This window comes from Pseudomonas sp. GM17, assembly GCF_000282175.2.
In the GTDB taxonomy this organism is placed as follows: domain Bacteria; phylum Pseudomonadota; class Gammaproteobacteria; order Pseudomonadales; family Pseudomonadaceae; genus Aquipseudomonas; species Aquipseudomonas chlororaphis.
The window spans coordinates 6,009,205-6,033,410 of the sequence record NZ_CP124732.1; the positions used below are offsets into that span (position 1 = coordinate 6,009,205).

General features: G+C 62.3%; 24 protein-coding genes. 13 read left to right on the forward strand and 11 right to left on the reverse strand.

What is annotated here, in order from left to right:
* Position 1: 1 nt before the first annotated feature.
* The 3 genes from PMI20_RS26815 (at position 2) to PMI20_RS26825 (ending at position 5,424) form a co-directional block, all read left to right on the forward strand.
* Positions 2–1,099, forward strand: a complete 1,098-nt coding sequence (locus PMI20_RS26815) for a DUF1513 domain-containing protein (RefSeq protein ID WP_007932720.1) — start codon at positions 2–4, stop codon at positions 1,097–1,099.
* A 136-nt stretch (positions 1,100–1,235) separates the two neighbouring features.
* The gene (locus PMI20_RS26820; RefSeq protein WP_007932719.1) at positions 1,236–2,387 is read left to right on the forward strand and encodes an efflux RND transporter periplasmic adaptor subunit; all 1,152 of its coding nucleotides are present in this window, start codon (positions 1,236–1,238) and stop codon (positions 2,385–2,387) included.
* A gap of 13 nt (positions 2,388–2,400) precedes the next feature.
* Complete coding sequence (locus PMI20_RS26825) at positions 2,401–5,424, forward strand: multidrug efflux RND transporter permease subunit (RefSeq protein WP_007932718.1); 3,024 nt, start codon at positions 2,401–2,403, stop codon at positions 5,422–5,424.
* Between the two features lie 59 nt (positions 5,425–5,483).
* Here the strand turns inward: PMI20_RS26825 and PMI20_RS26830 are convergent, their stop codons facing one another.
* From PMI20_RS26830 to colR, 5 genes are all read right to left on the reverse strand, one after another.
* The gene (locus PMI20_RS26830; RefSeq protein ID WP_037004964.1) at positions 5,484–5,711 is read right to left on the reverse strand and encodes a hypothetical protein; all 228 of its coding nucleotides are present in this window, start codon (positions 5,709–5,711) and stop codon (positions 5,484–5,486) included.
* A gap of 2 nt (positions 5,712–5,713) precedes the next feature.
* A complete protein-coding gene (locus tag PMI20_RS26835; RefSeq protein ID WP_007932715.1) occupies positions 5,714–6,427 on the reverse strand; it encodes a lipopolysaccharide kinase InaA family protein in 714 nt (237 codons plus the stop codon).
* Between the two features lie 4 nt (positions 6,428–6,431).
* Complete coding sequence (locus tag PMI20_RS26840; RefSeq protein WP_007932714.1) at positions 6,432–7,112, reverse strand: class I SAM-dependent methyltransferase; 681 nt, start codon at positions 7,110–7,112, stop codon at positions 6,432–6,434.
* Positions 7,113–7,301: 189 nt separating this feature from the next.
* Positions 7,302–8,582: a sensor histidine kinase gene (locus tag PMI20_RS26845; protein WP_007932713.1), complete on the reverse strand. Its 1,281-nt coding sequence runs from the start codon at positions 8,580–8,582 to the stop codon at positions 7,302–7,304.
* Positions 8,572–9,255: a two-component system response regulator ColR gene (colR, locus tag PMI20_RS26850; RefSeq protein ID WP_007932712.1), complete on the reverse strand. Its 684-nt coding sequence runs from the start codon at positions 9,253–9,255 to the stop codon at positions 8,572–8,574. Before colR ends, PMI20_RS26845 begins: the two co-directional genes overlap by 11 nt.
* A gap of 219 nt (positions 9,256–9,474) precedes the next feature.
* On the opposite strand from colR, the gene PMI20_RS26855 reads away from it, so the two are divergent.
* Positions 9,475–10,218 (forward strand): phosphatase PAP2 family protein, encoded by a 744-nt coding sequence (locus PMI20_RS26855; protein ID WP_007932711.1) that lies wholly within the window; start codon positions 9,475–9,477, stop codon positions 10,216–10,218.
* A 152-nt stretch (positions 10,219–10,370) separates the two neighbouring features.
* Here the strand turns inward: PMI20_RS26855 and groL are convergent, their stop codons facing one another.
* The 4 genes from groL to PMI20_RS26875 all read right to left on the reverse strand — a co-directional run bounded on the left by groL (position 10,371) and on the right by PMI20_RS26875 (position 13,885).
* A complete protein-coding gene (gene groL, locus PMI20_RS26860; RefSeq protein WP_007932705.1) occupies positions 10,371–12,014 on the reverse strand; it encodes a chaperonin GroEL in 1,644 nt (547 codons plus the stop codon).
* A gap of 49 nt (positions 12,015–12,063) precedes the next feature.
* Positions 12,064–12,357, reverse strand: a complete 294-nt coding sequence (locus PMI20_RS26865; RefSeq protein ID WP_007932704.1) for a co-chaperone GroES — start codon at positions 12,355–12,357, stop codon at positions 12,064–12,066.
* A gap of 253 nt (positions 12,358–12,610) precedes the next feature.
* Positions 12,611–13,087 (reverse strand): FxsA family protein, encoded by a 477-nt coding sequence (locus tag PMI20_RS26870; protein ID WP_007932702.1) that lies wholly within the window; start codon positions 13,085–13,087, stop codon positions 12,611–12,613.
* Positions 13,088–13,153: 66 nt separating this feature from the next.
* Entirely contained in the window at positions 13,154–13,885 is a 732-nt protein-coding gene (locus PMI20_RS26875) for a HugZ family pyridoxamine 5'-phosphate oxidase (protein WP_007932700.1), read from the reverse strand.
* Between the two features lie 163 nt (positions 13,886–14,048).
* On the opposite strand from PMI20_RS26875, the gene PMI20_RS26880 reads away from it, so the two are divergent.
* Entirely contained in the window at positions 14,049–14,807 is a 759-nt protein-coding gene (locus PMI20_RS26880) for an SDR family oxidoreductase (RefSeq protein WP_007932698.1), read from the forward strand.
* Between the two features lie 69 nt (positions 14,808–14,876).
* Here PMI20_RS26880 and apbC read toward each other — a convergent pair whose 3' ends face one another.
* Positions 14,877–15,971 (reverse strand): iron-sulfur cluster carrier protein ApbC, encoded by a 1,095-nt coding sequence (apbC, locus tag PMI20_RS26885; protein WP_007932696.1) that lies wholly within the window; start codon positions 15,969–15,971, stop codon positions 14,877–14,879.
* Positions 15,972–16,166: 195 nt separating this feature from the next.
* Between apbC and metG the strand changes: the two genes are divergently transcribed.
* The 8 genes from metG (at position 16,167) to PMI20_RS26925 (ending at position 23,270) form a co-directional block, all read left to right on the forward strand.
* Positions 16,167–18,218, forward strand: coding sequence for a methionine--tRNA ligase (gene metG / locus PMI20_RS26890; protein WP_007932694.1), 2,052 nt, complete (start codon positions 16,167–16,169; stop codon positions 18,216–18,218).
* 132 nt (positions 18,219–18,350) lie between these two features.
* Complete coding sequence (locus PMI20_RS26895) at positions 18,351–18,938, forward strand: Rnf-Nqr domain containing protein (RefSeq protein WP_007932688.1); 588 nt, start codon at positions 18,351–18,353, stop codon at positions 18,936–18,938.
* Positions 18,935–20,155, forward strand: a complete 1,221-nt coding sequence (gene rsxB / locus PMI20_RS26900; protein WP_284170338.1) for an electron transport complex subunit RsxB — start codon at positions 18,935–18,937, stop codon at positions 20,153–20,155. Before PMI20_RS26895 ends, rsxB begins: the two co-directional genes overlap by 4 nt.
* Complete coding sequence (locus PMI20_RS26905) at positions 20,142–21,137, forward strand: RnfABCDGE type electron transport complex subunit D (RefSeq protein ID WP_007922448.1); 996 nt, start codon at positions 20,142–20,144, stop codon at positions 21,135–21,137. The genes rsxB and PMI20_RS26905 overlap by 14 nt, the downstream gene beginning before the upstream one ends.
* Complete coding sequence (locus PMI20_RS26910; protein WP_007922447.1) at positions 21,134–21,745, forward strand: RnfABCDGE type electron transport complex subunit G; 612 nt, start codon at positions 21,134–21,136, stop codon at positions 21,743–21,745. The genes PMI20_RS26905 and PMI20_RS26910 overlap by 4 nt, the downstream gene beginning before the upstream one ends.
* A complete protein-coding gene (locus PMI20_RS26915; RefSeq protein WP_007922446.1) occupies positions 21,738–22,337 on the forward strand; it encodes an Rnf-Nqr domain containing protein in 600 nt (199 codons plus the stop codon). The genes PMI20_RS26910 and PMI20_RS26915 overlap by 8 nt, the downstream gene beginning before the upstream one ends.
* Before the next feature lie 7 nt (positions 22,338–22,344).
* Positions 22,345–22,983 (forward strand): endonuclease III, encoded by a 639-nt coding sequence (gene nth / locus PMI20_RS26920; protein ID WP_007922445.1) that lies wholly within the window; start codon positions 22,345–22,347, stop codon positions 22,981–22,983.
* 107 nt (positions 22,984–23,090) lie between these two features.
* Entirely contained in the window at positions 23,091–23,270 is a 180-nt protein-coding gene (locus PMI20_RS26925) for a PA3496 family putative envelope integrity protein (protein WP_007922443.1), read from the forward strand.
* Between the two features lie 192 nt (positions 23,271–23,462).
* On the opposite strand, the gene PMI20_RS26930 is transcribed toward PMI20_RS26925, so the two are convergent.
* Entirely contained in the window at positions 23,463–24,089 is a 627-nt protein-coding gene (locus PMI20_RS26930; RefSeq protein WP_007922442.1) for a response regulator transcription factor, read from the reverse strand.
* Positions 24,090–24,206 lie beyond the last annotated feature (117 nt).

Below are 24,206 nucleotides of genomic sequence, written 5' to 3' on the forward strand. Positions count from 1 at the left end.
CATGCTGCGACGTCAGGCTCTGGCACTCGGCAGCCTGCTGCTGAGCGCCGTCACGCTGGGTGGCTGGACGCTGTTCAAGCACAAGGACCAAGGCCCGCTGCTGCTCTCGGCGCGCGATGACGGCGACGGTAAGCACTACGCCGTCGGCTATCGCCTGGACGGCACGCAAGTGTTCGCCACCCGGGTCGGTCAACGCTGCCATGACATCGTCAACCACCCGACGCTGCCAATCGCCCTGTTCGTCGCCCGTCGCCCGGGCACCGAAAGCTACCTGATCGACCTGCGCGACGGCACCCTCCTGCAAACCCTGGCCTCGCAGCCGAACCGGCACTTCTATGGCCACGCGGTGATCCACAAGAGCGGCGACTGGCTGTACGCCACCGAGAACGACACAAGCGATCCGGGTCGTGGCCTGCTCGGGGTGTACCGCTTCGAGGGCGAACGCCTGGTGCACAGCGGCGAGATCCCGACCCACGGCATCGGCCCGCACCAGGTGTCGTGGATGCCGGACGGCGAAACCCTGGTGGTGGCCAACGGCGGGATTCGCACCGAAGCGGAAAGCCGCGTCGAGATGAACCTCGACGCCATGGAGCCGAGCCTGGTGCTGATGCAGCGCGACGGCAACCTGCTGAGCAAGGAAACCCTGGCCCAGCAGATGAACAGCGTGCGTCACATGGGCATCGCCGGCGACGGCACCATCGTCACCGGCCAGCAGTTCATGGGCGACGTCCATGAGTCGTCGCAACTGCTGGCGATCAAGCGCCCGGGGCAGCCGTTCCAGGCCTTCCCGGTGGCCGAGCACCAGTTGCAGGCGATGGCGCATTACACCGCCAGCGTCGCGGTGCACAGCGAACTGCGCCTGGTGGCCCTCACCGCCCCGCGCGGCAACCGCTTTTTCATCTGGGACCTGGACAGCGCCGAAGTGCGCCTGGACGCGCCCTTGCCGGACTGTGCCGGGGTCGGTGCGGTGGCGGATGGTTTTGTCGTGACCTCGGGCCAGGGGCGCTGCCGCTTCTACGACTGTCGCCAGAAACAACTGGTGGCAACCCCCCTGGATTTGCCGGCAGGGCTCTGGGACAACCATTTGCACCTGGTCTAGTTTTTCGCCACCGCGCAGGATTGGAAAACAGGACTCTGGATGACCGGATTGTCATCTGGAAGCCCCCGAAAAGTCGGAGTAATGTCTTCGGCAATCAGCTTGGTTTTCCCAGCTTCGTTTTCCAAGGAACCGGAATATGCTGCGTCGCCGCATGTTTATCATGTTGGGTGTCGTCCTGCTGATCGTGCTGTTGCTGGCAGGCTACAAGGCCTTCTCCATCTATCAGCAGGTCAAGCTCTTCTCGGTGCCCAAGCCGCCGATCAGCGTGGCCGTGGCCACGGCTCGCGAACAACCGTGGCAAACCCGCCTGCCCACGGTCGGCACCCTCAAGGCCCTGCAGGGGGTCAACCTCAGCCTGGAAGTGGCCGGGACCGTCAAGGAGCTGCAGTTCGAGTCCGGGCAGAAGGTCAGCGCCGGGCAGCCCTTGCTGCAACTCGACAGCGACGTGGAAAGCGCCCTGCTGGAAACCGCCCAGGCCGACCTGGGCCTGTCCCGGCTGGACTTCGGCCGCGGCAGCCAACTGGTGGGCAGCCAGGCAATTTCCCGCGGCGAATACGATCGCTTGTCGGCACTGCTGCAAAAGAACAAGGCCACGGTCAATCAGCTCAAGGCTTCGCTGGCGAAAAAACGCCTGCTCGCGCCCTTCAGCGGCACCATCGGCATTCGCCATGTGGATGTCGGCGACTACCTCGCCAGCGGCACGGTGATCGCCACCCTGCAAGACCTCAGCAGCCTGTACGTGGACTTCTTCGTCCCGGAACAGGCCGTGCCGAAAATCGCCCTGGGCCAATCGGTCAGCGTGATGGTCTCCGCCTATCCGAAGGAGCAGTTCAGCGCCACCATCAGCGCCATCAACCCCAAGGTCGAAGACACCACGCGCAACGTGCAGGTGCGCGCCACCCTGGCCAACCCCGACGGCAAGCTGCTGCCGGGCATGTTCACCAACCTGCAGGTGCTGCTGCCCGATCCTCAGCCCCGGGTGGTGGTACCGGAGAGCGCCATCACCTACACCCTGTACGGTAACTCGCTGTACGTGGTGGCCGAGAAAAAGGCCGCCGATGGCAGCCCGGAAAAAGACGACAAGGGCCAGCCGGTGCTGGTCGCCGAGCGGCGCTTCATCGAAACCGGCGAACGGCGCAACGGCCTGGTGCTGATCAACAAGGGCGTGAGCAGCGGCGAACAGGTGGTGAGCGCCGGGCAGATCAAGCTGGACCATGGCGCCCACATCGCCATCACCCCGGACAAGATGCTGCCCCCCGAACAGAGCGGCCAGCCACGCGCGAACTGATCAAGGAATCCTCATGGCTTTTACAGATCCGTTCATCCGTCGTCCGGTCCTGGCCACCGTGGTCAGCCTGCTGATCGTGCTGCTGGGCTTCCAGGCCTGGAGCAAACTGCCGCTGCGCCAGTATCCGCAAATGGAAAACGCCCTGATCACGGTGACCACCGCCTACCCCGGGGCCAACGCCGAGACCATCCAGGGCTATATCACCCAACCGATGCAGCAGAGCCTGGCCAGTGCCGAGGGCATCGACTACATGACCTCGGTCAGTCGCCAGAACTTCTCGGTAATCTCGGTCTACGCCCGCATCGGCGCCAACAGCGACCGCCTGTTCACCGAACTGCTGGCCAAGGCCAACGAGGTGAAGAACAAGCTGCCCCAGGACGCCGAGGACCCGGTGCTGAGCAAGGAAGCCGCCGACGCCTCGGCGCTGATGTACATCAGCTTCTTCAGCCAGGAGTTGAACAACCCGCAGATCACCGACTACCTGTCGCGGGTGATCCAACCGAAGCTGGCGACCCTGCCGGGCATGGCCGAGGCCGAGATTCTCGGCAACCAGGTGTTCGCCATGCGCCTGTGGCTGGACCCGGTCAAGCTCGCCGGCTACGGCCTGAGCGCCAGCGACGTGACCAGCGCGGTGCGCCGCTACAACTTCCTGTCCGCGGCCGGTGAGATCAAGGGCGAGTACGTGGTCACCAGCATCAACGCCAGCACCGAACTGAAATCCGCCGAAGCCTTCGCCGCCATTCCCCTGCGGACCGAGGGCGACAGCCGGGTGCTGCTCAGCGACGTGGCACGGGTCGAGATGGGCGCGGAGAACTACAACGCCATCAGCTCCTTTGGCGGCATTCCTTCGGTCTATATCGGCATCAAGGCAACCCCCAACGCCAACCCGCTGGACGTGATCAAGGAAGTGCGCAAGATCATGCCGGAGCTGGAGGCCCAGCTACCGCCCAACCTCAAGTCGGAGATCGCCTACGACGCCACGCTGTTCATCCAGGCCTCGATCAACGAGGTGGTGAAGACCCTGTTCGAAGCCGTGCTGATCGTGATCGTGGTGGTGTTCCTGTTCCTCGGCGCGCTGCGTTCGGTGGTGATCCCGGTGGTGACCATTCCGCTGTCGATGATCGGTGTGATGTTCTTCATGCAGTTGATGGGCTACTCGATCAACCTGCTGACCCTGCTGGCGATGGTGCTGGCCATCGGCCTGGTGGTGGACGACGCGATCGTGGTGGTGGAAAACATCCACCGCCATATCGAGGAAGGCAAGACGCCACTGGACGCGGCCCTCGAAGGCGCCCGGGAAATCGCCATGCCGGTGGTGTCGATGACCATCACCCTGGCGGCGGTCTACGCCCCCATCGGCTTCCTGCAGGGGCTCACCGGGGCGCTGTTCAAAGAGTTCGCCCTGACCCTGGCCGGCGCGGTGGTGATTTCCGGCATCGTCGCCCTGACCCTGTCGCCGATGATGTGTGCCCTGCTGCTGCGCCACGATGAAAACCCCAGCGGCCTGGCCCACCGCCTCGACCTGATTTTCGAAAGCCTCAAGCGCCGCTACCAGAGCCTGCTGCATGGCACCCTCAACACTCGGCCGGTGGTCCTGGTGTTCGCCCTGATCGTGTTGTGCCTGATCCCGGCCCTGCTCACCTTCACCAAGTCGGAACTGGCCCCGGACGAGGACCAGGGCATCATTTTCATGATGGCCACCGCACCCCAGCCGGCCAACCTGGATTACCTCAACGCCTACACCGACGAGTTCCTGGAGATCTTCAAGACGTTCCCCGAGTACTACTCCTCGTTCCAGATCAACGGCTTCAACGGCGTGCAATCGGGTATCGGCGGCTTCCTGCTCAAGCCCTGGAACGAGCGCAAGCGTACGCAGATGCAGATCCTGCCCGAAGTCCAGGCCCGGCTCGCGGGCATCGCCGGGCTGCAGGTCTTTGGTTTCAACCTGCCGTCCCTGCCGGGCACCGGCGAAGGGCTACCGTTCGCCTTCATCATCAATAGCCCCAACGATTACGAGTCGCTGCTGGAACTGTCCGACCGGGTGAAGAAGCGCGCCATGGAGTCGGGCAAGTTCGCCTTTGTCGATATCGACCTGGCCTTCGACAAGCCGGAAGTGGTGGTCGACATCGACCGCGCCAAGGCCGCGCAAATGGGGGTGTCGATGCTGGACCTGGGCGGAACCCTGGCCACCTTGCTCGGCGAGGCGGAAATCAACCGCTTCACTATCGAGGGACGCAGCTACAAGGTCATCGCCCAGGTCGAACGGCCTTATCGCGACAACCCCGAATGGCTGAACAACTACTACGTGAAAAACGCCAAGGGCGAGGCGCTGCCGCTGTCGACCCTGATCAGCGTCCACGATCGGGCCCGGCCTCGGCAGCTCAACCAGTTCCAGCAACTCAACGCCGCGACCATTTCCGGATTCCCGGTCGTGAGCATGGGCGAAGCGATCGATACCGTGCGCCAGATCGCCGAGGAAGAGACCCCACCAGGCTACGCCTTCGACTATGCCGGGGCGTCACGACAGTTCGTCCAGGAAGGCAGCGCACTGTGGGTGACCTTTGGCCTGGCGCTGGCGATCATTTTCCTGGTGCTGGCCGCGCAGTTCGAGAGTTTCCGCGATCCGGTGGTGATCCTGGTGACGGTGCCGCTGTCGATCTGCGGGGCCTTGATCCCACTGTTTCTCGGCTGGTCGAGCATGAACATCTATACCCAGGTCGGGCTGGTGACCCTGATCGGCCTGATCAGCAAGCACGGGATCCTGATCGTCGAGTTCGCCAACCAGCTGCGCAAGGACCAGGGACTGACGCCGCGCGAGGCGGTGGAAGCCGCCGCGGCCATTCGCCTGCGGCCGGTACTGATGACCACCGCGGCGATGGTCTTCGGCATGGTGCCGCTGATCCTGGCCACGGGCGCCGGCGCGGTCAGCCGGTTCGACATCGGCACGGTGATCGCCACGGGGATGTCGATCGGCACCCTGTTCACCCTGTTCGTGCTGCCCTGCATCTACACCCTGCTGGCCAGGCCGGACAAGTGAAGGACGCGCAATAAAAAAGGCCTCGCGATGCGAGGCCTTTTTATCGGGCTTGATGGTCTTCAACTCTGTGGCCTCATTCCCTGAGTCAGGCCGAACATGAACAACAACAGGTCACGATCGGGCTGGGCTCCCTGGGTCGTCTTGACGACCCGTGGCAACGGGCAATGCGCATCACCCTGCGCCGTACTGAGGACTTCCATGCGTGGCTGCTCCCATGCAGCCACCGCCAAGGATGCAACTGCCAAGGCTCCTACTAAAAACAAACCTCGTGCAATTTCGAGCTTCATCACTATAAGCCTTTGATAGCGCTGCCAAACGCCGTTCTATAAAAATAGTAGAGTTTGTCCCAGTCCGTGGTGCTCCACGACGAGTGGCGCCGCAATTGTTTGATGTCATGGGCCGCAGCCTGTTTAGCGGTCAGGCGTTGGCGGCATTTCTCGAAATCCAGCAGCGCGATATCCACTTTCGCCGCTTCGCCCTCACCCATGACCCGCACGAACACATGCTTGCTATACAGGCAGCCATGCTGCCAGCGGCCCCGGTGCATGCGCGCCAGCGTGGCCGCCAGTTCCTTGAGCACACGCTCGTGCAGGGCCTCGCCGTGGCGCTCGCGCTCGCCAGCGGCATACCAGTGGTCGATTTCCACGAAGCCGTCCAGCGCCTCAGTCACCAGCAACGCACGCCACTGGCCCTGGGAGTCACGCTGCGCACCGCAGAACACCAGGTGCGGCACCGCCACGTTGAGCTGGCTCAGGCCCTTGAGCGCATCCTGCTCGCGCAGCACCGTGGGGCGGCCGAAGGGGTGCAACCAGCTGCGATAGATATGGCCGATCTGGCGCTTGGCATACAGCACACACCCATCAGTGCCCGGAAGACGTTGAACGCCACTTTCCCCGCCGCGACGCTGATTGGGCTCTTCGACCCACTCCCCCTGTTGACTCCAGAAGTAGTCGAAACGATCTGCAGCAGCGACTTCCATTCCCGGTGCACATTCAACGGCCATCCTGTTACCTCTTGCGTAATACGTAGACTCGCCACATGGCGTAGAGCGGAAAAAAGTCCAGATGATCCTGAACGCGAAACCCGGCCTGCTTGAATTCTTCTTCAACCGTGGCAGCCGGTAACACAAAACGGTTCTGGTAACCTTCCTGCCCGGATTCCTCCTTGCGCCGGACTTCCATGCGCTTGCGTTTCCAGGCCTTGAAATTGCCATCGACCCACAGTGAAACGATCACGCTGTCCCGGGTAACCCGCTGGAACTCCCGGAGCAGAGCCAGGCGATGGGACGACTCGCCAATGTGGTGCAGCAACCGCATGCAGAAAATGCTGTCGACGGCGTTATCCGGCAAGTCGATGTCGAAGGCAGACGTCTGCAAGGGTTGTACCCGTTTCACCACGTCAGCCGGTTGCGCCACCGTGGCGATCTTCAACATCGCCGCGGAATTGTCCGCACCGATGATCACGCGGTTGGGTTTCTCCGCCAGCAACGGCCAGAAACGCCCGGCACCACAGGGCAGGTCAAGCACCAGCCCCGGCTCTCCGGCCATGGCCAGCGCCGCACGCGCCAACTGCTCGTCACGCTTGTGGGACAGACGGCGAGCGACGCCATCCTGATGCTTGAGCAGATACTCCTGAGCGTGCTGTTCGTCGTACTTCTCGGAAAACTCCAGCTTGATCGGGGGCGCCATCACACAGTCTCCTGAATCTGATGGCCCCACCTTAGGCAGCGGCTTGTCAGCGTCAGGTCATGTCTTTGTGAAAACTTCGTCCGGTCCAGAGTGGAAATATTTCAGAGTTTTACAGGCTCCCATAAGTGGCCTGGGGCCATCAATCGGGGAAATTCCCGTGACGACCCACGCAGCAGTCATGGAGACCCATCATGCCGTGCGGCGGTTCAACTCGACATGAAACCGGCAGCCGTTGGGCTCCATGGTGCTGAGGCTGACGCTCCAGCCCTGGTCCTCGCAGATCCGCTGCACCAGCGACAGGCCCAGGCCCAGGCCCTCGCCGCGCTTCTCATTGCCGCGCACGAAAGGCTCGAACATCGCCTCGCGTTTCTCCTCGGGAATGCCCACACCGCTGTCCTCGACCACAAAGCCGCTCGGCTCAAGGCTCAAGCGAATGAAGCCGTGCTCGGTGTAATGCAAGGCATTGCGCAGCAGGTTGCCCATCACAGCGTGCAAAAAGGTGGCGTTATAGCGGGTGTCCAGCGGCTGGCCGGCGTCGAAGATCAGCTCCAGGCCCTTTTGCCGGATCGGTCCGCCCCACAGGCCCATCAGGTCCTCGGCCACCTGGCTCAAGGTTGCCTGGGGCGACATGCCGCCGTCTTCGCGCTGGGCGCGGGCCAGCATCAGGAAGGTCTGGACCAGCTCGCGCATTTCGCCGCATGCCCGGGCGATACGCTCGACCTGCGCCCGACCACGCTGATCGATCGCCGGGTTTTCCAGCAACAGTTCGCAGGAGCTGGCCAGTACCATCAGCGGCGTACGCAGTTCGTGGCTGACATCGCTGGTGAACAGGCGCTCGCGATTCAGGGCCTGGCGCAAGCGCCCCAGGGTGGCGTCGAAGGCCACCGCCAGCTCCCCCACTTCGTCGGCCGCGTAGTCCGGTGCCAATGGCGGCGCCAGCCCCAGCAACTGGTCGCGATGGCGCACCTGCCGCGCCAGCCTTACCACCGGCGCCATGACCCGACGCGCCAGCACCCAGCCGAGGAACACCGCCAAGGCCAGGCTCAGCACAAAGCCCACCAGCACCACCGCGAAGAGCACCCGTTCGCGCTCTTCGAAATCGCTCTGGTCCTGCAGCAGCACATAGCGTCGACCGTCGACCACTTCGACCATGGCGTGATACGACAGCTGTTCGCGGAAGACCTCATGAAAGCCCGGATTCAGATGCCGCAGATCCTTGGGCAGATCGAAGTCGCCGCGCCCGCCGCTGAAGTAAAACAGCTGGTCCGGCTCGGGACGGTGGCTCCAGTCGGAAACGTTGTCCATCAACAGCAGACGCTGAAGGTCGCCCCCCAGGCCCGCGGAAATCAGCTTTTCTTCCACCAGGTGCACCGTCGCCACGATACCCAGGGCGAAGGCTCCAGCGACCAGCGCGCTCATCAGCGCAAAGGCGATGATGATCCGCTGGGAAAGGCTTTGCTTAAACTCCATCACGACCCTCGGCCAGGCGGTAACCGACACCGTGCACGGTATGCAGCAACGGTTTGCCGAACGGCTTGTCGATCACCTGGCGCAATTGGTGGACATGGCTGCGCAGGCTGTCGCTGTCCGGGCAGTCGTCGCCCCACAGCGCCTCTTCGAGAATTTCCCGGCGCAGCACATGGGGGCTCTTCTGCATCAGCACCGCCAGCAACTTGAGCCCCACGGGGTTGAGCTTGAGCAGGCGCCCTGCACGGGTGACCTCCAGGGTGTCGAGGTCATAACTCAGGTCGCCGACCTGCAGGGCCCGGCGCCCGCCGCCCTGGGTACGGCGCATGACCGCCTCGACGCGCGCGGCCAGCTCGGACAAGGCAAAGGGCTTGACCAGGTAATCGTCGGCCCCGGACTTGAAGCCTTGCAGGCGATCGTCCAGTTGATCGCGGGCGGTGAGCATGATCACCGGCGTATCGCGGCGGGCATCTTCGCGCAGGCGCTTGCACAGGGTGTAACCGTCGATACCCGGCAGCATGATGTCGAGCACGATCAGGTCGTAATGTTCGGTGGCGGCCAGGTGCAGGCCCGACAGACCGTCCTGGGCGCAGTCCACGGTGTAGCCTTTAAGCCCCAGGTAGTCGGCCAGGTTGGCCAGAATATCGCGGTTGTCTTCAACCAGTAGAATTCGCATGGGCACTCTCTCCGCACACAGTTACGGCCGTCTTGGCTCGCGCAGCTTAAGGCCAAGCGTGGCTGACGGCTAGGGTTGTTCAAGCCCCCGCGGCGAATGCCGCCGCAGGGTTCCAGGGCCTTGACGAGTTTTTCACCCAGGGTTCACACGCTGACGACAAGGGCCGCTCCAGACTCCGCGGGAACCCGCGACCGCAACGCTTCCCTCGAAGGACTTTCCATGGCTTTGACCCTCGCCCGCCCCGCCTCCAGAGCGCTGAACTGGTGGATCTGCCTGGGCATACCCGCCCTGGCTGCCGTCATCCTGCTGCTGCTTGAACTGACCACCCTGGACATGGACCTGGCCCGGTACTTTTATGACCCCGCTGCTGGCGGTTTCATCGGCGGCCACAGTTATTTCCTGGAAAATATCCTGCATGACCGGGCCAAGCAGCTGGTCATCGTCTTTTCAGTGCTGGCCATTGTCGGCTTCATCGGCGCCTTCTTCGTCCAGCGTCTCAAGCCGTTCAAGCGCGAGCTGGGTTGCCTGGTGCTGTCCCTGGGCCTGGCCACCGCCTTTGTCACCCCGGTCAAGGCGGTCACCGCCGTGCAGTGCCCGTGGAGCCTGAAAGAGTTCGGCGGCAAGGAAACCTACAGCGAACTGCTCAGCCCCCGGCCAGCGACCGACAAGCCTGGTCGCTGCTGGCCAGGCGGCCATGCCGCCACCGGTTTCACCCTGTTCGCGCTGTTTTTTGTCCTGCGTGACCGCCGCCCGCGCCTGGCGCGCAAGGCGCTGGTGTTCGCCTTTGCCCTCGGCACGGTGTTCTCGGTCGGGCGCATGCTGCAGGGCGCGCACTTCTTCTCCCACAACGTCTGGACCGCGATCTTCTGCTGGCTGATCTGCCTGGGGGCGTACTACTTCATTCTCTATCGACCGGCAGCCAAGGCCGATCCGGCGATGGAGGTGGAGCCGGTGAAGGCCTGAGGTCTTTTCACGAGCGAGCCCTCCCTACAAAACCACGCACACCTGTAGGAGCACGCTTGCTCGCGGCGATGGCCCAGGCAAAAACGCCCACCCATAAAAAAGCCCCGCCGGCTTTCGCCGGCGGGGCTTTTTCGTACAGGGGTAAGGCTGGCTTACATCATGCCGCCCATGCCACCCATGCCGCCCATGTCTGGCATGCCGCCAGCTGCAGGCTTGTCTTCAACGATTTCAGCAACAGCCGCTTCGGTGGTCAGGATCAGACCGCCGATGGAGGATGCCGCTTGCAGCGCCGAACGGGTCACCTTGGTTGGGTCCAGGATGCCCATTTCGATCATGTCGCCGTATTCGCTGGTAGCAGCGTTGTAACCGTAGTTACCTTCACCCTGCTTGACCTTGTCGACCACTACGCTTGGCTCGTCGCCGGAGTTGGCAACGATCTGGCGCAGAGGTGCTTCGACAGCGCGACGCAGAACAGCGATACCCACGTCCTGGTCGGCGTTGTCGCCTTTCAGGCCGCTGATCGATTGCAGAGCACGGATCAGGGCTACGCCACCGCCAGGTACCACGCCTTCTTCAACGGCTGCACGGGTAGCGTGCAGGGCGTCTTCAACGCGGGCTTTCTTCTCTTTCATTTCAACTTCGGAACCGGCGCCAACCTTGATCACCGCAACGCCGCCGGACAGCTTGGCCAGACGCTCTTGCAGTTTTTCACGGTCGTAGTCGGACGAAGTGTCGGCCACTTGTTGACGGATCTGGGTCACACGAGCCTGGATGTCCGCTTCAACGCCAGCACCGTCGATGATGGTGGTGTTTTCTTTGGACAGGATCACGCGCTTGGCGTTACCCAGGTGCTCCAGGGTGGTGCTTTCCAGGCTCAGGCCGATCTCTTCGGAGATGACGGTACCGCCGGTCAGGACGGCGATGTCCTGCAGCATGGCCTTGCGACGGTCGCCGAAGCCTGGTGCCTTGACGGCAGCGACTTTGACGATGCCACGCATGTTGTTCACAACCAGAGTCGCCAGGGCTTCGCCTTCAACGTCTTCAGCCACGATCAGCAGTGGGCGGCCGGCTTTGGCAACGGCTTCCAGCACTGGCAGCATTTCGCGGATGTTGGAGATCTTCTTGTCCACCAGCAGGATCAGCGGGCCGTCCAGCTCGGCGACCATGGTGTCCGGCTTGTTGATGAAGTAAGGGGACAGGTAGCCACGGTCGAACTGCATGCCTTCAACGACAGACAGTTCGTTTTCCAGGCCCGAACCTTCTTCAACGGTGATCACGCCTTCTTTACCGACTTTTTCCATGGCTTCGGCAATGATGTCGCCGATGGAGTTGTCGGAGTTGGCGGAGATGGTGCCGACCTGAGCGATGGCCTTGGAATCGGCGCATGGCTTGGACAGACCTTTCAGCTCTTTGACGATGGCGATGGTCGCCTTGTCGATGCCGCGTTTCAGGTCCATCGGGTTCATGCCGGCAGCGACGGCTTTCAGGCCTTCGTTGACGATCGACTGAGCCAGTACGGTGGCGGTGGTGGTACCGTCGCCGGCGTCATCGTTGGCACGGGAAGCAACGTCTTTTACCAACTGCGCGCCCATGTTTTCGAAGCGATCTTTCAGCTCGATTTCTTTGGCGACGGAAACGCCGTCCTTGGTGATGGTCGGAGCGCCGAAGCTCTTCTCGATGATCACGTTACGGCCTTTCGGGCCCAGGGTCGCTTTTACCGCGTCAGCCAGTACGTTAACGCCGGTGAGCATTTTCTTGCGGGCGGAGTCGCCGAATTTAACTTCTTTAGCAGCCATGATCGATATTCCTTAAATACTTTGTAGTAACGGGAAAATGAGCGGGTAATCAGCCTTCGATAACGGCGAGAATTTCGTTCTCAGCCATTACCAGCAGGTCTTCGCCGTCTACCTTCACAGTGTTGCTGCCGGAGTAAGGGCCAAACACAACCTTGTCACCCACTTTCACGGCCAGCGCACGTACTTCACCGTTTTCCAGAGCGCGGCCTGGACCTACAGCAAGAACTTCACCGGTGTTGGCTTTTTCAGCAGCCGAACCTGGCAGAACGATACCGCCAGCGGTTTTCTTCTCTTCTTCGCTGCGACGGATAACGACGCGGTCATGCAGAGGACGAAGCTTCATTGTCGATCTCTCCTAATTATGGTTTTCAGCGGCCGGTGTCGTTACCGGCGGGTTAACAAATCCGGCGTGGCCGGTTGCGGCTCGACGAGCGAGACGCGGAAGTCTGTCTGGTGTCGCCACCAGAAACCTTGCGGTGACCGATACATGTGGGCGCATATGCTTATTACAAGGGCTGCCCAGTGAATTTTTTTAGATTTTCAGTCGGGCAAAACGAACACGGCACCCGAAGGTGCCGTGTCGATCATTGAGAGACTCAGGAATCGCGGTGCTCGAACTCGCCTTCGATCACATTCGGCTCACGCCCCAGAGGGCGCTGCGGCGCAGGTCCGCCACGGGCGGCCTGCATGTCGTCGGCGAAGGCACGCTGACGAATGGCCTGTTCTTCGGCACGCTGGCGCATCTTGTTGGCCAGCAGGCGACGGGTGATCGGCAACAGCATGAACAGGCCGAATACGTCACTGATGAAGCCAGGCAGGATCAACAGGCCGCCCGCCAGGGCCAGCATCAGGCCTTCAAGCATGGTCTGGGCCGGCAGCTCGCCGCGGTTCAGGCTTTCACGGGCACGCAATGCCGTGGCCAGCCCCGCGACGCGCAGGACCAGCACACCCAGCATCGAGCCCAGGATGATCAGCAGCAGTGCCGGGAAAAACCCGATCGCACCGCTGACTTTGACGAAGACGAACAGCTCTAGCACCGGGAACAGCAGAAAGAGCAACAGAAAAGGGCGCATCAAATGGTTTCCTCTACGGAAGAATGCCTTCCAGTAGACCCTAGATGACGTCGGCAATTCGTGAATTCAAGCCTCGGCCCCGGCATTTTTCGGCCATTGCTCGGCGTGAGCCAGAAAAACCAAGGCCTCGCGTACTTGTGTCGGCGTATTACAAGGGCTTGGGAACGGCAGCCAGTACACCCCTTGGCCGATCCGCAGGTGCATGCCCTCGGTATCGATGCCGGCCAGTTGCGCCGCAGCAGTTTTCGGCAGGCCGGCCAGGTCCACGTAATGGGCGATCGCCTTGGCGTGATCGCTGTTCATGTGCTCGACCATGCTCAGCTCGGCCTTGCCGGCGAACGGGTTGGCCAGCGTCACCTGGTCGATCCAGTGGATCGCGCCAAAGCCGCCGATGTAGCGATGACGTACCGGCTTGAGCCGCCAGAAATCGAAATCGTGGGCCTTGTGGTAGTTCTGCGACTCCGGGAAATAGCGGTAGTAACGTTCGGCGGACGCCTCGATCGCCGCGGCGTCTTCGAGCTTTTCGGCTTCGGCCAGATAGGTCAGGCGCCCCACTGCCTGGACGTCCTCAGCTTCGCGCTCGCCCACCAGCAGCGAACACTTGGGATCCTTCTGCAGGTTATGGGTGTGCTGGGCAATGCGGCTGATCAGGATCAGCGGCTGCCCCTGCTCGTCCAGGCAATAAGGAACCACCGAACCAAAGGGAAAACCCGGCATGGCCTTGGAGTGCGTCGACAGCACGCCACGGTATTCCTTGAGCAGTAATTCTCGTGCATGCTTCGCAGCTTCAACGCTCAATTTATGACTCCTTATATAGAATCCGTCTAAAACGGACGGGCGTCTGGAGCAAAGTTCCAGCGACGCCATCGGGGCAATTCTCAATCTGCAGCCAGGCCATGCCCGACGCACAAGAGAGGCGCCTTGAAAGACACCACTCCAGTTCTGCTTTCGGAGCATGCGAATGCAACTCAATGACAAAGTAATCATTATCACCGGCGGTTGCCAGGGGCTGGGCCGCTCCATGGCGGAGTATTTCGCCAGCAAAGGCGCCAGGCTGGCACTGGTCGACCTGAACCAGGAAAAGCTCGACCAGGCCGTTGCCGCCTGCCAGGCGGCGGGAGTCGAAGCCCGCACCTACCTGTGCAACGTTGCCAATGAAGAGCAGGTGGAACACATGGTCGCCCAGGTCGCCGAAGACTTCGGCGCCATTCACGGCCTGATCAACAACGCCGGCATCCTGCGCGACGGCCTGCTGCTCAAGGTCAAGGACGGCGAGATGAGCAAGATGAGCCTGGCCCAGTGGCAGTCGGTGATCGACGTCAACCTGACCGGCGTGTTTCTCTGCACCCGCGAAGTCGCGGCAAAGATGGTCGAGCTGAAAACCAGTGGCGCGATCATCAACATCTCGTCGATTTCCCGCGCCGGCAATATCGGCCAGACCAACTACTCCGCCGCCAAGGCCGGGGTCGCCGCGGCGACCGTGACCTGGGCCAAGGAACTGGCGCGCTACGGCATTCGCGTGGCCGGCATCGCACCGGGCTTCATCGAAACCGAAATGACCCTGGGCATGAAACCCGAAGCCCTGGAGAAAATGACCTCCGGTATCCCGCTCAAGCGCATGGGCAAGCCGGAAGAGATCGCTCATTCGGCGGCCTACATCTTCGAGAACGACTATTACACCGGCCGGATTCTCGAGCTGGACGGCGGCCTGCGGATCTGAGCCCGCTCATAAAACATCCATAAAAAAGCCCGGTGCACTGCACCGGGCTTTTTTGTTGGCCCAACCGGCTCAGTCGTCGCTGACAGTAATGTTCGGCATCGCCGGTGCCGCGGCTTCCTGCAACACGATGCGTGCGCCGACATGGCGGGCCAGTTCCTGGTAGACCATGGCGATCTGGCTGTCCGGCTCGGCGATCACCGTCGGCTTGCCACCGTCGGCCTGCTCGCGAATCAGCATCGACAGCGGCAGCGAGGCCAGCAGTTCGACACCGTACTGGGTCGCCAGCTTCTCGCCACCGCCCTCGCCGAACAGATGCTCGGCATGGCCGCAATTGGAGCAGATATGCACGGCCATGTTTTCCACCACGCCCAGCACCGGGATGTTGACCTTGCGGAACATCTCCACGCCCTTGCGCGCGTCCAGCAACGCCAGGTCCTGCGGGGTGGTGACGATGACCGCGCCGGCCACCGGGACCTTCTGCGCCAGGGTCAGCTGGATATCGCCGGTGCCCGGCGGCATGTCGATCACCAGGTAGTCCAGGTCGCCCCAGGCGGTCTGGGTCACCAGTTGCAGCAGGGCGCCGGAGACCATCGGCCCGCGCCAGACCATCGGCGTGTTGTCGTCGGTCAGGAAGGCCATGGACATGACCTCGACCCCGTGGGACTTGATCGGCACGAACCATTTCTGGTCCTTGACCTGCGGCCGGGTACCCTCGGCGATGCCGAACATGATGCCCTGGCTCGGGCCATAGATGTCGGCATCGAGAATCCCCACCTTGGCGCCTTCGCGGGCCAACGCCAGGGCCAGGTTGGCCGCGGTGGTGGACTTGCCCACACCGCCCTTGCCGGATGCCACCGCCACCACGTTCTTGACGTTGGCCAGGCCCGGAATCTGCGCCTGAGCCTTGTGCGCGGCAATCACGCTGGTGACATTGACGCGAGCGATGACCACGCCGTCCATGTTTTCGATGGCCAGCTTCAGCAACTGGGCCCAGCCGCTCTTGAACAGACCGGCGGCATAACCGATCTCCAGTTCGACACGCACCTCGTCGCCCTGGATGTCGATGGAACGGACACAACCGGCGCTGACCGGGTCCTGGTTCAGATAGGGGTCGGTGTATTGGCGAAGAACGGCTTCCACCGCTGCGCGATTGACGGCGCTCATGGGCAACTCCGATAACAAGACGGGAAAATCAGGCGGCTATCCTACCTGTTCCGTGGCGTGGGCGGGATGCCAAAGCATCATATAGCACGCCCGCCGATGGCTACGACGGCCGCGGAAAACCGGGCTCACGGGGTGAAATATATTTCTCGGCGCTTTATAGTGGCCGACCTCCGTTTCATCAAGTAGCCGAGCCCCATGTCCGAGCCACGCAAGATCCTCGTCACCAGCGCCCTGCCCTATGCCAATGGTTCCATCCATCTTGGCCATATGCTTGAGTACATCCAGACCGATATGTGGGTGCGCTTCCAGAAGCATCGCGGCAACCAATGCATCTATGTCTGCGCGGACGACGCTCACGGCTCGGCCATCATGCTGCGCGCGGAAAAGGAAGGCATCACCCCGGAACAACTGATCGCCAACGTCCAGGCCGAACACAGCGCCGACTTTGCCGACTTCCTGGTGGACTTCGACAATTTCCACTCGACCCACGCCGAAGAAAACCGTGAGCTGTCGAGCCAGATCTACCTGAAACTGCGCGACGCCGGGCACATCGCCACGCGCTCGATCACCCAGTATTTCGACCCGGAAAAACAAATGTTCCTGGCCGACCGCTTCATCAAGGGCACCTGCCCGAAATGCGGCACCGAGGACCAGTACGGCGACAACTGCGAAAAATGCGGCGCCACCTACGCGCCGACCGACCTGAAGGATCCGAAGTCGGCGATTTCCGGCGCCACCCCGGTGCTCAAGGATTCCCAGCATTTCTTCTTCAAGCTGCCGGACTTCCAGCAGATGCTGCAGCAATGGACCCGCAGCGGCACCCTGCAGGACGCCGTGGCGAACAAGATCGCCGAATGGCTGGATGTCGGCCTGCAGCAGTGGGATATCTCCCGCGACGCGCCGTATTTCGGCTTCGAGATCCCCGACGAGCCGGGCAAGTACTTCTACGTCTGGCTGGACGCGCCGATCGGCTACATGGCCAGCTTCAAGAACCTGTGCAACCGCACGCCGGAGCTGGACTTCGATGCGTTCTGGGGCAAGGACTCGACCGCCGAGCTGTACCACTTCATCGGCAAGGACATCGTCAACTTCCACGCGCTGTTCTGGCCCGCCATGCTCGAAGGCGCCGGCTACCGCAAGCCGACCGGCATCAACGTGCACGGCTACCTGACCGTCAACGGCCAGAAGATGTCCAAGTCCCGCGGCACCTTCATCAAGGCCCGGACCTACCTCGACCACCTGTCGCCGGAATACCTGCGTTACTACTACGCGGCCAAGCTGGGCCGCGGCGTCGACGACCTGGACCTGAACCTCGAAGACTTCGTGCAGAAGGTCAACTCCGACCTGGTGGGCAAGGTGGTGAACATTGCCAGCCGTTGCGCCGGCTTCATCCACAAAGGCAACGCCGGCGTGCTGGTGGACCAGAACGCCGCGCCGGAGCTGACCGAGGCCTTCCTGGCGGCCGCGCCGAGCATCGCCGACGCTTATGAGGCCCGTGACTTCGCCCGCGCCATGCGTGAAATCATGGCCCTGGCCGACCGCGCCAACGCCTGGATCGCCGACAAGGCGCCGTGGTCGTTGAACAAGCAAGAAGGCAAGCAGGATGAGGTCCAGGCCATCTGCGCCACCGGCGTCAACCTGTTCCGCCAGCTGGTGATTTTCCTCAAGCCGGTGCTGCCGCTGCTGGCCGCCGACGCCGAGGCGTTCCTCAATGTCGCCCCGCTGACCTGGAACGACCACCAGCACCTGCTGAGCAACCACCAGCTGAACGCATTCAAGCCGCTGATGACGCGGATCGACCCCGTGAAAGTACAAGCCATGACCGACGCCTCGAAAGAAGACCTGACCGCCAGCCAGACCGACACCGGTGAAGCCAAGCCTGCGGGCAACGGCGAGCTGGCCAAGGATCCGCTGTCGCCGGAAATCGACTTCGACACTTTTGCCGCCGTCGACCTGCGCGTGGCGCTGATCGTCAAGGCCGAGCATGTGGAAGGCGCCGACAAGCTGCTGCGCCTGACCCTGGATATCGGCGACGAGCAACGCAACGTGTTCTCCGGGATCAAGAGCGCTTACCCGGATCCGTCCAAGCTCGACGGTCGCCTGACCATGATGATCGCCAACCTCAAGCCACGAAAAATGAAATTCGGCATCTCCGAAGGCATGGTGATGGCGGCCGGCCCTGGTGGCGAAGAGATCTACCTGCTGAGCCCGGACAGCGGCGCCAAGCCGGGCCAGCGGATCAAGTAACTCCGCTTGCGGGATCGATCCCCCCGTCGCGCCGCTGCGTGGCGGGGGGATTTTCATATCTGGATGGGCCTGCGCCCTTGCCGGATAATTGCCTAGTCTTCAGGTATCCGCCCGCCCTCACCGGCCACGAACATGACCGAGATTGTCCTCACGCTCATCAGCGCTGCCCTGATCAACAACTTCGTGTTGCAGTGGCCGCTGGGCGTCGATCCGCTGTTGCAGGCCAGTGCCGAGCCGCAGGTTGCGCGGCGGCGGATCCATGCCCTGGGGATCGCCACCAGTTGCCTGATGCTGCTCTGCAGCCTGCTGGGCTACGGGCTTTATCAGGCGCTGCTGGTGCCGCTGGGCCTGGCCTCGCTGCAACTGTTCGTGTTCCTGCCGCTGGGCGTGCTGCTGATCGCACCGCTGCTCAAGCTGCTGACCCGGATGTTACCCGGGCTGCCATTCGACGGCCTCTGGCCGCTGCTGCTGGGCAATGCCGGTGTACTCGGCGCGTTGCTACTGGCGGTCCAGTCCAATCGCGGGCTCGGTCATGGCCTCGCCTTGGGCCTGGGTGCGGGCCTCGGTTTCTGGCTGGTGTTGAGCCTGTTCAACGACCTGCGCCAGCGCATTCTCAACAACGATGTGCCCCTGCCCTTTCGCGGCCTGCCGATCGACCTGATCAGCGCCGGCCTGATGGCGGTGGCATTTCTCGGTTTCAACGGACTGCTCAACCCATGAGTCTGATTCAACGCATCGACGCCCTGCTGCCGCAGACCCAATGCGGCAAGTGCGGCCACCCCGGATGCAAGCCCTACGCCGAAGGCATCGCCAACGGCGAGGCGATCAACAAGTGCCCGCCCGGCGGCGACGAAACCATTGCCGGCCTGGCCAGGCTGCTGAATATCCCGGTCATGGAACTGGACATCAGTCGCGGCCCGGCGCCGGCCCAGGTGGCCTTTATCCGCGAAGCCGAATGCATCGGCTGCACCAAGTGCATCCAGGCCTGCCCGGTGGATGCCATAGTCGGCGCGGCCAAGCAGATGCACACGGTGCTGATCGACGAATGCACCGGCTGCGATCTCTGCGTGGCGCCGTGCCCGGTGGACTGTATCGAGATGCATCCGCTGCCGCTGAATGACGTATTGCCGATCGTCGGCGGCCTGGCCACCGGTCTCGAAGAACTGCGCGCCCGGACCGCCAAACGCGATCACGCGCGCCAGCGCTTCGAGCGCCGCAATGCCCGGCTGCAACGCGAAGAACAGCACAAGCAGGCTGAACGTGCCGCCCGCGCGCAACGTGCGGCGCAGCCCAGTGAAACCAGCCTGGACCCGGTGCAGGCGGCCATCGAGCGGGTGCGCGCGCAAAAGGCGGCCGCCGCCGATGCGGCGGTGAAAAAAGCCAAGATCGATCTGGCGATGAGCCGGGCCCAGTTGAACAAATCGCTGAAAGCCTTCGGCCATCCGCCGACCTTCGAGCAACAGTCGCAACTGATCGTCCTGCAGCGCCAGTTCATGGCCGCCGAACAGGCTCTTGCCCAGCTCGAAAGCGCGGCCGAAACCACGGTCGAAACCGTGGCCTCGGCGCCCCCGGCCAAAGACGCCGAGCTCAAGCGCGCAAAAATCCAGCTGGCGATGCGCCGCGCGGAACTGAAAAAGGCCCAGGCCAACCAGGCGCCTGCCGAGCAACTGGCCAGTCTGCAGCAGGCACTGAAAGACGCAGAACAGGCCTTGCACACGACCGAAGAAGCAAGCGGGCAACCGGCGCCCAATCTGGTACGGGTCGAAAAACGCCCGATCGACGCCCGCCTGCGGCAACTGAAAACCGAACTGGCTTACGCACGGGCAGAAGTCAGCAAGCTGGAGCGTCACAGCGACACCCCGCCGCCACTGTTGGCCAAGGCCCGCGAGCGACTGGCCGAAGCCGAGCGCCAGGTACAAGCCCATGACGCCCCTTGAGCAACCGGACGAACGCCTGCGACAAGCCATGCAGCGTGTGCTTCTGGCGACCCTGCCGGGGCTGCTGGCGCTGTTCTGGCTGTTTGGCTGGGGGATTCTGATCAACCTGCTGCTGGCCTGTGCCACCGCCCTTGCCGTCGAAGCCGCGGTGCTGCGATTGCGCCAGTGGCCATTGCGTCCTTTCCTTGGCGATGGCAGTGCCCTGGTCAGCGCCACCTTGCTGGCCCTGGCCTTGCCGCCGTATTGCCCGTGGTGGCTGACAGTCAGCGCGGCCGCTTGTGCCTTGCTGTTCGGCAAGCACCTGTATGGTGGCGTCGGCAAGAATCCGTTCAACCCGGCGATGCTCGGTTATGCCCTGGTGCTGGTCTCTTTCCCCCAGCAGATGACTCATTGGCCGGCCTCCCATGGCCTGGACCTGCTGGGCGGCCTGCAGCAGATCTTCGGCATAGCCCTCGACAGCACGGCGCCCGATGCCTGGGCCCAGGCCACGGCACTCGACAGCCTGCGCATCAACAAGAGCCTGACCATCGATGAACTGTTCGCCGGCAATGCCGCCTTCGGCCATTTCGGCGGCAAGGGCGTGGAATGGGTCAACCTGGCCTTTCTCGCCGGCGGCGCCTTTTTGCTGCAGCAACGGGTGTTCAGCTGGCACGCCCCGGCCGGCATGCTCGGCAGCCTGTTCGTCATCAGCCTGCTGTGCTGGAACGGTTCCGGGTCGGACTCCCACGGCTCGCCGTTTTTCCATCTGCTGAGCGGCGCGACCATGCTTGGCGCCTTTTTTATCGTCACCGAGCCGGTCTCCGGCCCGAGGAACGCAAAGGCACGCCTGCTGTTCGGGGTCGGGGTCGGCCTGCTGACTTACCTGATCCGCACCTGGGGCGGTTACCCGGACGGTGTCGCCTTCGCCGTACTGCTGATGAACCTCGCCGTCCCCGCCCTGGAGCGCCTGGCTACTCCGCCTCCCGAGCCTTCCCTGCCATGAACCGCGCAACGAGTCTGGGAGTGTTGGCACTGCTGGCGGCTGTCGGCGCCACTGGCACTTTCTTCGTCCAGCAGACGACGGCTCCCCGCATCGAGCGCGAACAGCGCGCCATCCAGGCACGCAACCTGCTGGATCTCCTGCCCGTCGACAGCTACGACAATCAGCCGCTGGATCAGCCGCTGGCCATCGATAACATCCAGCTCAGCCACAGCACCCTGCTCGCCGGTTATCGCGCCACGCGCAACGGCCAACCCAGCGCTGTGCTGCTGCGCAGCCAGGTCAGCGGTTATGGCGGCCCGATCGAGCTGCTGATCGGCGTCGCCGCCAACGGCAAACTGCTGGGCAGCAAAGCTCTGCGGCATTCGGAAACGCCCGGGCTGGGCGCGCGCATCGCCGAGCGCCCGAATACCTGGCTGCAGGGTTTTATCGGCAAGTCACTGGGTGATCCGGGCGACGCCGGCTGGGCGCTGAAAAAAGACAATGGCCAATTCGACCAGATGGCCGGGGCCACCATCACCTCACGGGCGGTGGTCGAGGGGATTCACGACAGCCTGCGTTACTTCGACGAGCACCGCGAACAACTGCTGGGAAGTCCCGCCCATGAATAAATCCTCGACCCTGCAGAACGCCCTGATGCTCGCGCCGCTGATCGGCGCCAGCGACTCACTGGTCAAGGCCCTGGGGCTGGCCCTGGTATTTCTCTGTGTGAGCGCGGTATTCGGCCTGTGCATGAATGCCCTGCGCCCACGCCTGGCTGGCCAGGGCCGCCTGGGCGCCAGTATCCTGCTCAGCGCCACGCTCACCAGTTGTGCCATGCTGGCCGCGCAGGCCTGGGCGTTCGAGCTGCAACAACAGTTGGCCCTCTACCTGGGCTTAATTGCCGTGCAATGCGTAGTGCTGGAATACCAGGATTTTTTCCTGCGCCCCGTGCGCTTGCGTTTCGCCGGCCAGTTCTGCCTGCTGCTGATTATCCTGGGTGCATTGCGCGAAGCCTTCGGCAGTGGCTCGATCGGCAATCATCTGCAATGGCTGCTGGGAATGAACGACGTCGACTGGCCAGGCTGGGTTCTGACCGCCCGGGGCGGCTTGCACCTGCTTACACTCGCACCTGGCGGTTTTATCCTGCTGGGGCTGTTGCTGGCCGCCAGGCAAGCCTGGGCCGCTTCTTCGACTTCACATCGACCGCCTTCAAGGAAATGACTCACCCATGAATGCCGCAAAACGCCTGGAAATTTTCCGCAGGCTGCACGAAGACAATCCGGAACCGAAAACCGAGCTGGCCTATTCGTCGCCCTTCGAGCTGCTGATTGCCGTGATTCTCTCGGCCCAGTCCACCGATGTCGGGGTCAACAAGGCGACGGCCAAGCTCTTCCCCGTGGCCAATACGCCGGCCGCCATCTATGCCCTGGGCGTCGAAGGCCTGTCCGAGTACATCAAGACCATCGGCCTGTACAACAGCAAGGCTAAAAACGTGATCGAGACCTGCCGTCTGCTGGTGGAACGGCACAACAGCGAAGTCCCGCAGACCCGGGAAGAGCTCGAAGCCCTGCCAGGCGTCGGCAGGAAGACCGCCAACGTGGTACTCAATACGGCTTTCCGCCAACTGACCATGGCCGTCGATACGCACATCTTCCGGGTCAGCAACCGCACAGGGCTGGCCCCTGGGAAGAATGTCGTGGAGGTCGAAAAGAAACTGATGAAATTCGTGCCCAAGGAGTATCTCCTCGACTCCCATCACTGGCTGATCCTCCATGGCCGCTATGTGTGCCTGGCCCGCAAGCCGCGCTGTGGAAGCTGCCGGATCGAGGACCTGTGCGAATACAAGCACAAGACCTCTGACGATTGAGCAACTATTGATTTTGATGATAGGTCGATTGAAAAAATCTTTTTTACCAGTCCCGAGAATATCGATATAAGGAGCGCCAATGGCAGTCTTAGCCTGGAGTTAACCTTATGAGTACTGGCAAAGAACAACTGGACGTAGAAGACGACTTCACCCCTGTTGAAACAGAAGATGCAGAGCCTGTGGTAGAGGTGGCCAAGACCAACTTGAGCAAACGTCGGACCATCGACAACCTTCTGGAAGAGCGGCGCTTGCAAAAGCAACTGGCCGATTACGACTTTGATCTTTAGTAACAAAAAGCCTCCTTTGACGGAGGCTTTTTTGTTACACCAGCCAACATTCCAAGTCACTTCTTTTCAAACCAGGCCATGCGCGGCTGAGGGATCCAACATCGCCGACAGACCGGCCGGCCCGCAACGCAATGAACGCTCGCAAAAGCCGCTGTTTTTTTCCTTCCGTGCCTTGTTGTAGCGCCTCAACCTTCATACCAGCTGATGGCGCTTGGCAAACTCGATCAGGTCCACCAGCGAGCGGGCGTTGAGTTTCCCCAACAGCCGCCTTTTGTAGGTGCTCACCGTTTTACTGCTCAAGCACAGGCCCTCGGCAATCTCCTTGTTGGTCTGCCCACCGGCGAGTTGCTTCAGGACCATCAACTCTCGACCCGACAGGCTGGACAACATCCCCTCCTCGCTGGCGATGCCCAGGCTCGAGCGCAGGGTATGCAAGGCTTCGTTGGGAAAATAACTGTAGCCGGCCAGGACTGCCCTGACGGCACTGATCAATTCAGTGATGTCCTGCTGCTTGCACACATAACCCGCCGCACCAGCCTGCATGCAGCGCATGGAGAAAGGCCCAGGTACTTGCAGGCTCAATACCAGCACTTTGGTCGACATGGCTTTTGACGAAAGTCTGGCGATAACTTCCAGGCCATCGAGTTTGGGAATACCAATATCAAGAATAAGGATGTCTGGAACATGTTCATAAGACAGTTTCAGGGCATCCATGCCATTGTCCGCCTCGGCAACTACTTCAAAGCCGTGCCGCTCCATCAGCATGCGCACAGCCAGACGAGTGACGGGATGATCATCTACGATCAAAACTTTCTTCATGGGTAAGTCCAGAGTCCGCTATTGGTTTTTCAAGCAAACACCATAACCCAGTCATTTGGCCCGTGGCATGGCCATGCCCTGGGCCAGCATCGCCCCGAGAAGTTCCTTACAAACAAT

Coding starts and splice junctions, on each gene's coding strand:
- PMI20_RS26930 (WP_007922442.1), bottom strand. CDS start 24,089: ATGAAGAAAGTTTTGATCGTAGATGATCATCCCGTCACTCGTCTGGCT.
- apbC (WP_007932696.1), bottom strand. CDS start 15,971: ATGAGCGCCGTCAATCGCGCAGCGGTGGAAGCCGTTCTTCGCCAATAC.
- PMI20_RS26910 (WP_007922447.1), top strand. CDS start 21,134: ATGAACCGCGCAACGAGTCTGGGAGTGTTGGCACTGCTGGCGGCTGTC.
- groL (WP_007932705.1), bottom strand. CDS start 12,014: ATGGCTGCTAAAGAAGTTAAATTCGGCGACTCCGCCCGCAAGAAAATG.
- PMI20_RS26915 (WP_007922446.1), top strand. CDS start 21,738: ATGAATAAATCCTCGACCCTGCAGAACGCCCTGATGCTCGCGCCGCTG.
- PMI20_RS26835 (WP_007932715.1), bottom strand. CDS start 6,427: ATGGCCGTTGAATGTGCACCGGGAATGGAAGTCGCTGCTGCAGATCGT.
- PMI20_RS26925 (WP_007922443.1), top strand. CDS start 23,091: ATGAGTACTGGCAAAGAACAACTGGACGTAGAAGACGACTTCACCCCT.
- nth (WP_007922445.1), top strand. CDS start 22,345: ATGAATGCCGCAAAACGCCTGGAAATTTTCCGCAGGCTGCACGAAGAC.
- PMI20_RS26895 (WP_007932688.1), top strand. CDS start 18,351: ATGACCGAGATTGTCCTCACGCTCATCAGCGCTGCCCTGATCAACAAC.
- PMI20_RS26830 (WP_037004964.1), bottom strand. CDS start 5,711: ATGAAGCTCGAAATTGCACGAGGTTTGTTTTTAGTAGGAGCCTTGGCA.
- PMI20_RS26845 (WP_007932713.1), bottom strand. CDS start 8,582: ATGGAGTTTAAGCAAAGCCTTTCCCAGCGGATCATCATCGCCTTTGCG.
- PMI20_RS26855 (WP_007932711.1), top strand. CDS start 9,475: ATGGCTTTGACCCTCGCCCGCCCCGCCTCCAGAGCGCTGAACTGGTGG.
- PMI20_RS26820 (WP_007932719.1), top strand. CDS start 1,236: ATGCTGCGTCGCCGCATGTTTATCATGTTGGGTGTCGTCCTGCTGATC.
- PMI20_RS26870 (WP_007932702.1), bottom strand. CDS start 13,087: ATGCGCCCTTTTCTGTTGCTCTTTCTGCTGTTCCCGGTGCTAGAGCTG.
- rsxB (WP_284170338.1), top strand. CDS start 18,935: ATGAGTCTGATTCAACGCATCGACGCCCTGCTGCCGCAGACCCAATGC.
- PMI20_RS26865 (WP_007932704.1), bottom strand. CDS start 12,357: ATGAAGCTTCGTCCTCTGCATGACCGCGTCGTTATCCGTCGCAGCGAA.
- PMI20_RS26815 (WP_007932720.1), top strand. CDS start 2: ATGCTGCGACGTCAGGCTCTGGCACTCGGCAGCCTGCTGCTGAGCGCC.
- colR (WP_007932712.1), bottom strand. CDS start 9,255: ATGCGAATTCTACTGGTTGAAGACAACCGCGATATTCTGGCCAACCTG.
- PMI20_RS26905 (WP_007922448.1), top strand. CDS start 20,142: ATGACGCCCCTTGAGCAACCGGACGAACGCCTGCGACAAGCCATGCAG.
- PMI20_RS26880 (WP_007932698.1), top strand. CDS start 14,049: ATGCAACTCAATGACAAAGTAATCATTATCACCGGCGGTTGCCAGGGG.
- PMI20_RS26825 (WP_007932718.1), top strand. CDS start 2,401: ATGGCTTTTACAGATCCGTTCATCCGTCGTCCGGTCCTGGCCACCGTG.
- PMI20_RS26840 (WP_007932714.1), bottom strand. CDS start 7,112: ATGGCGCCCCCGATCAAGCTGGAGTTTTCCGAGAAGTACGACGAACAG.
- metG (WP_007932694.1), top strand. CDS start 16,167: ATGTCCGAGCCACGCAAGATCCTCGTCACCAGCGCCCTGCCCTATGCC.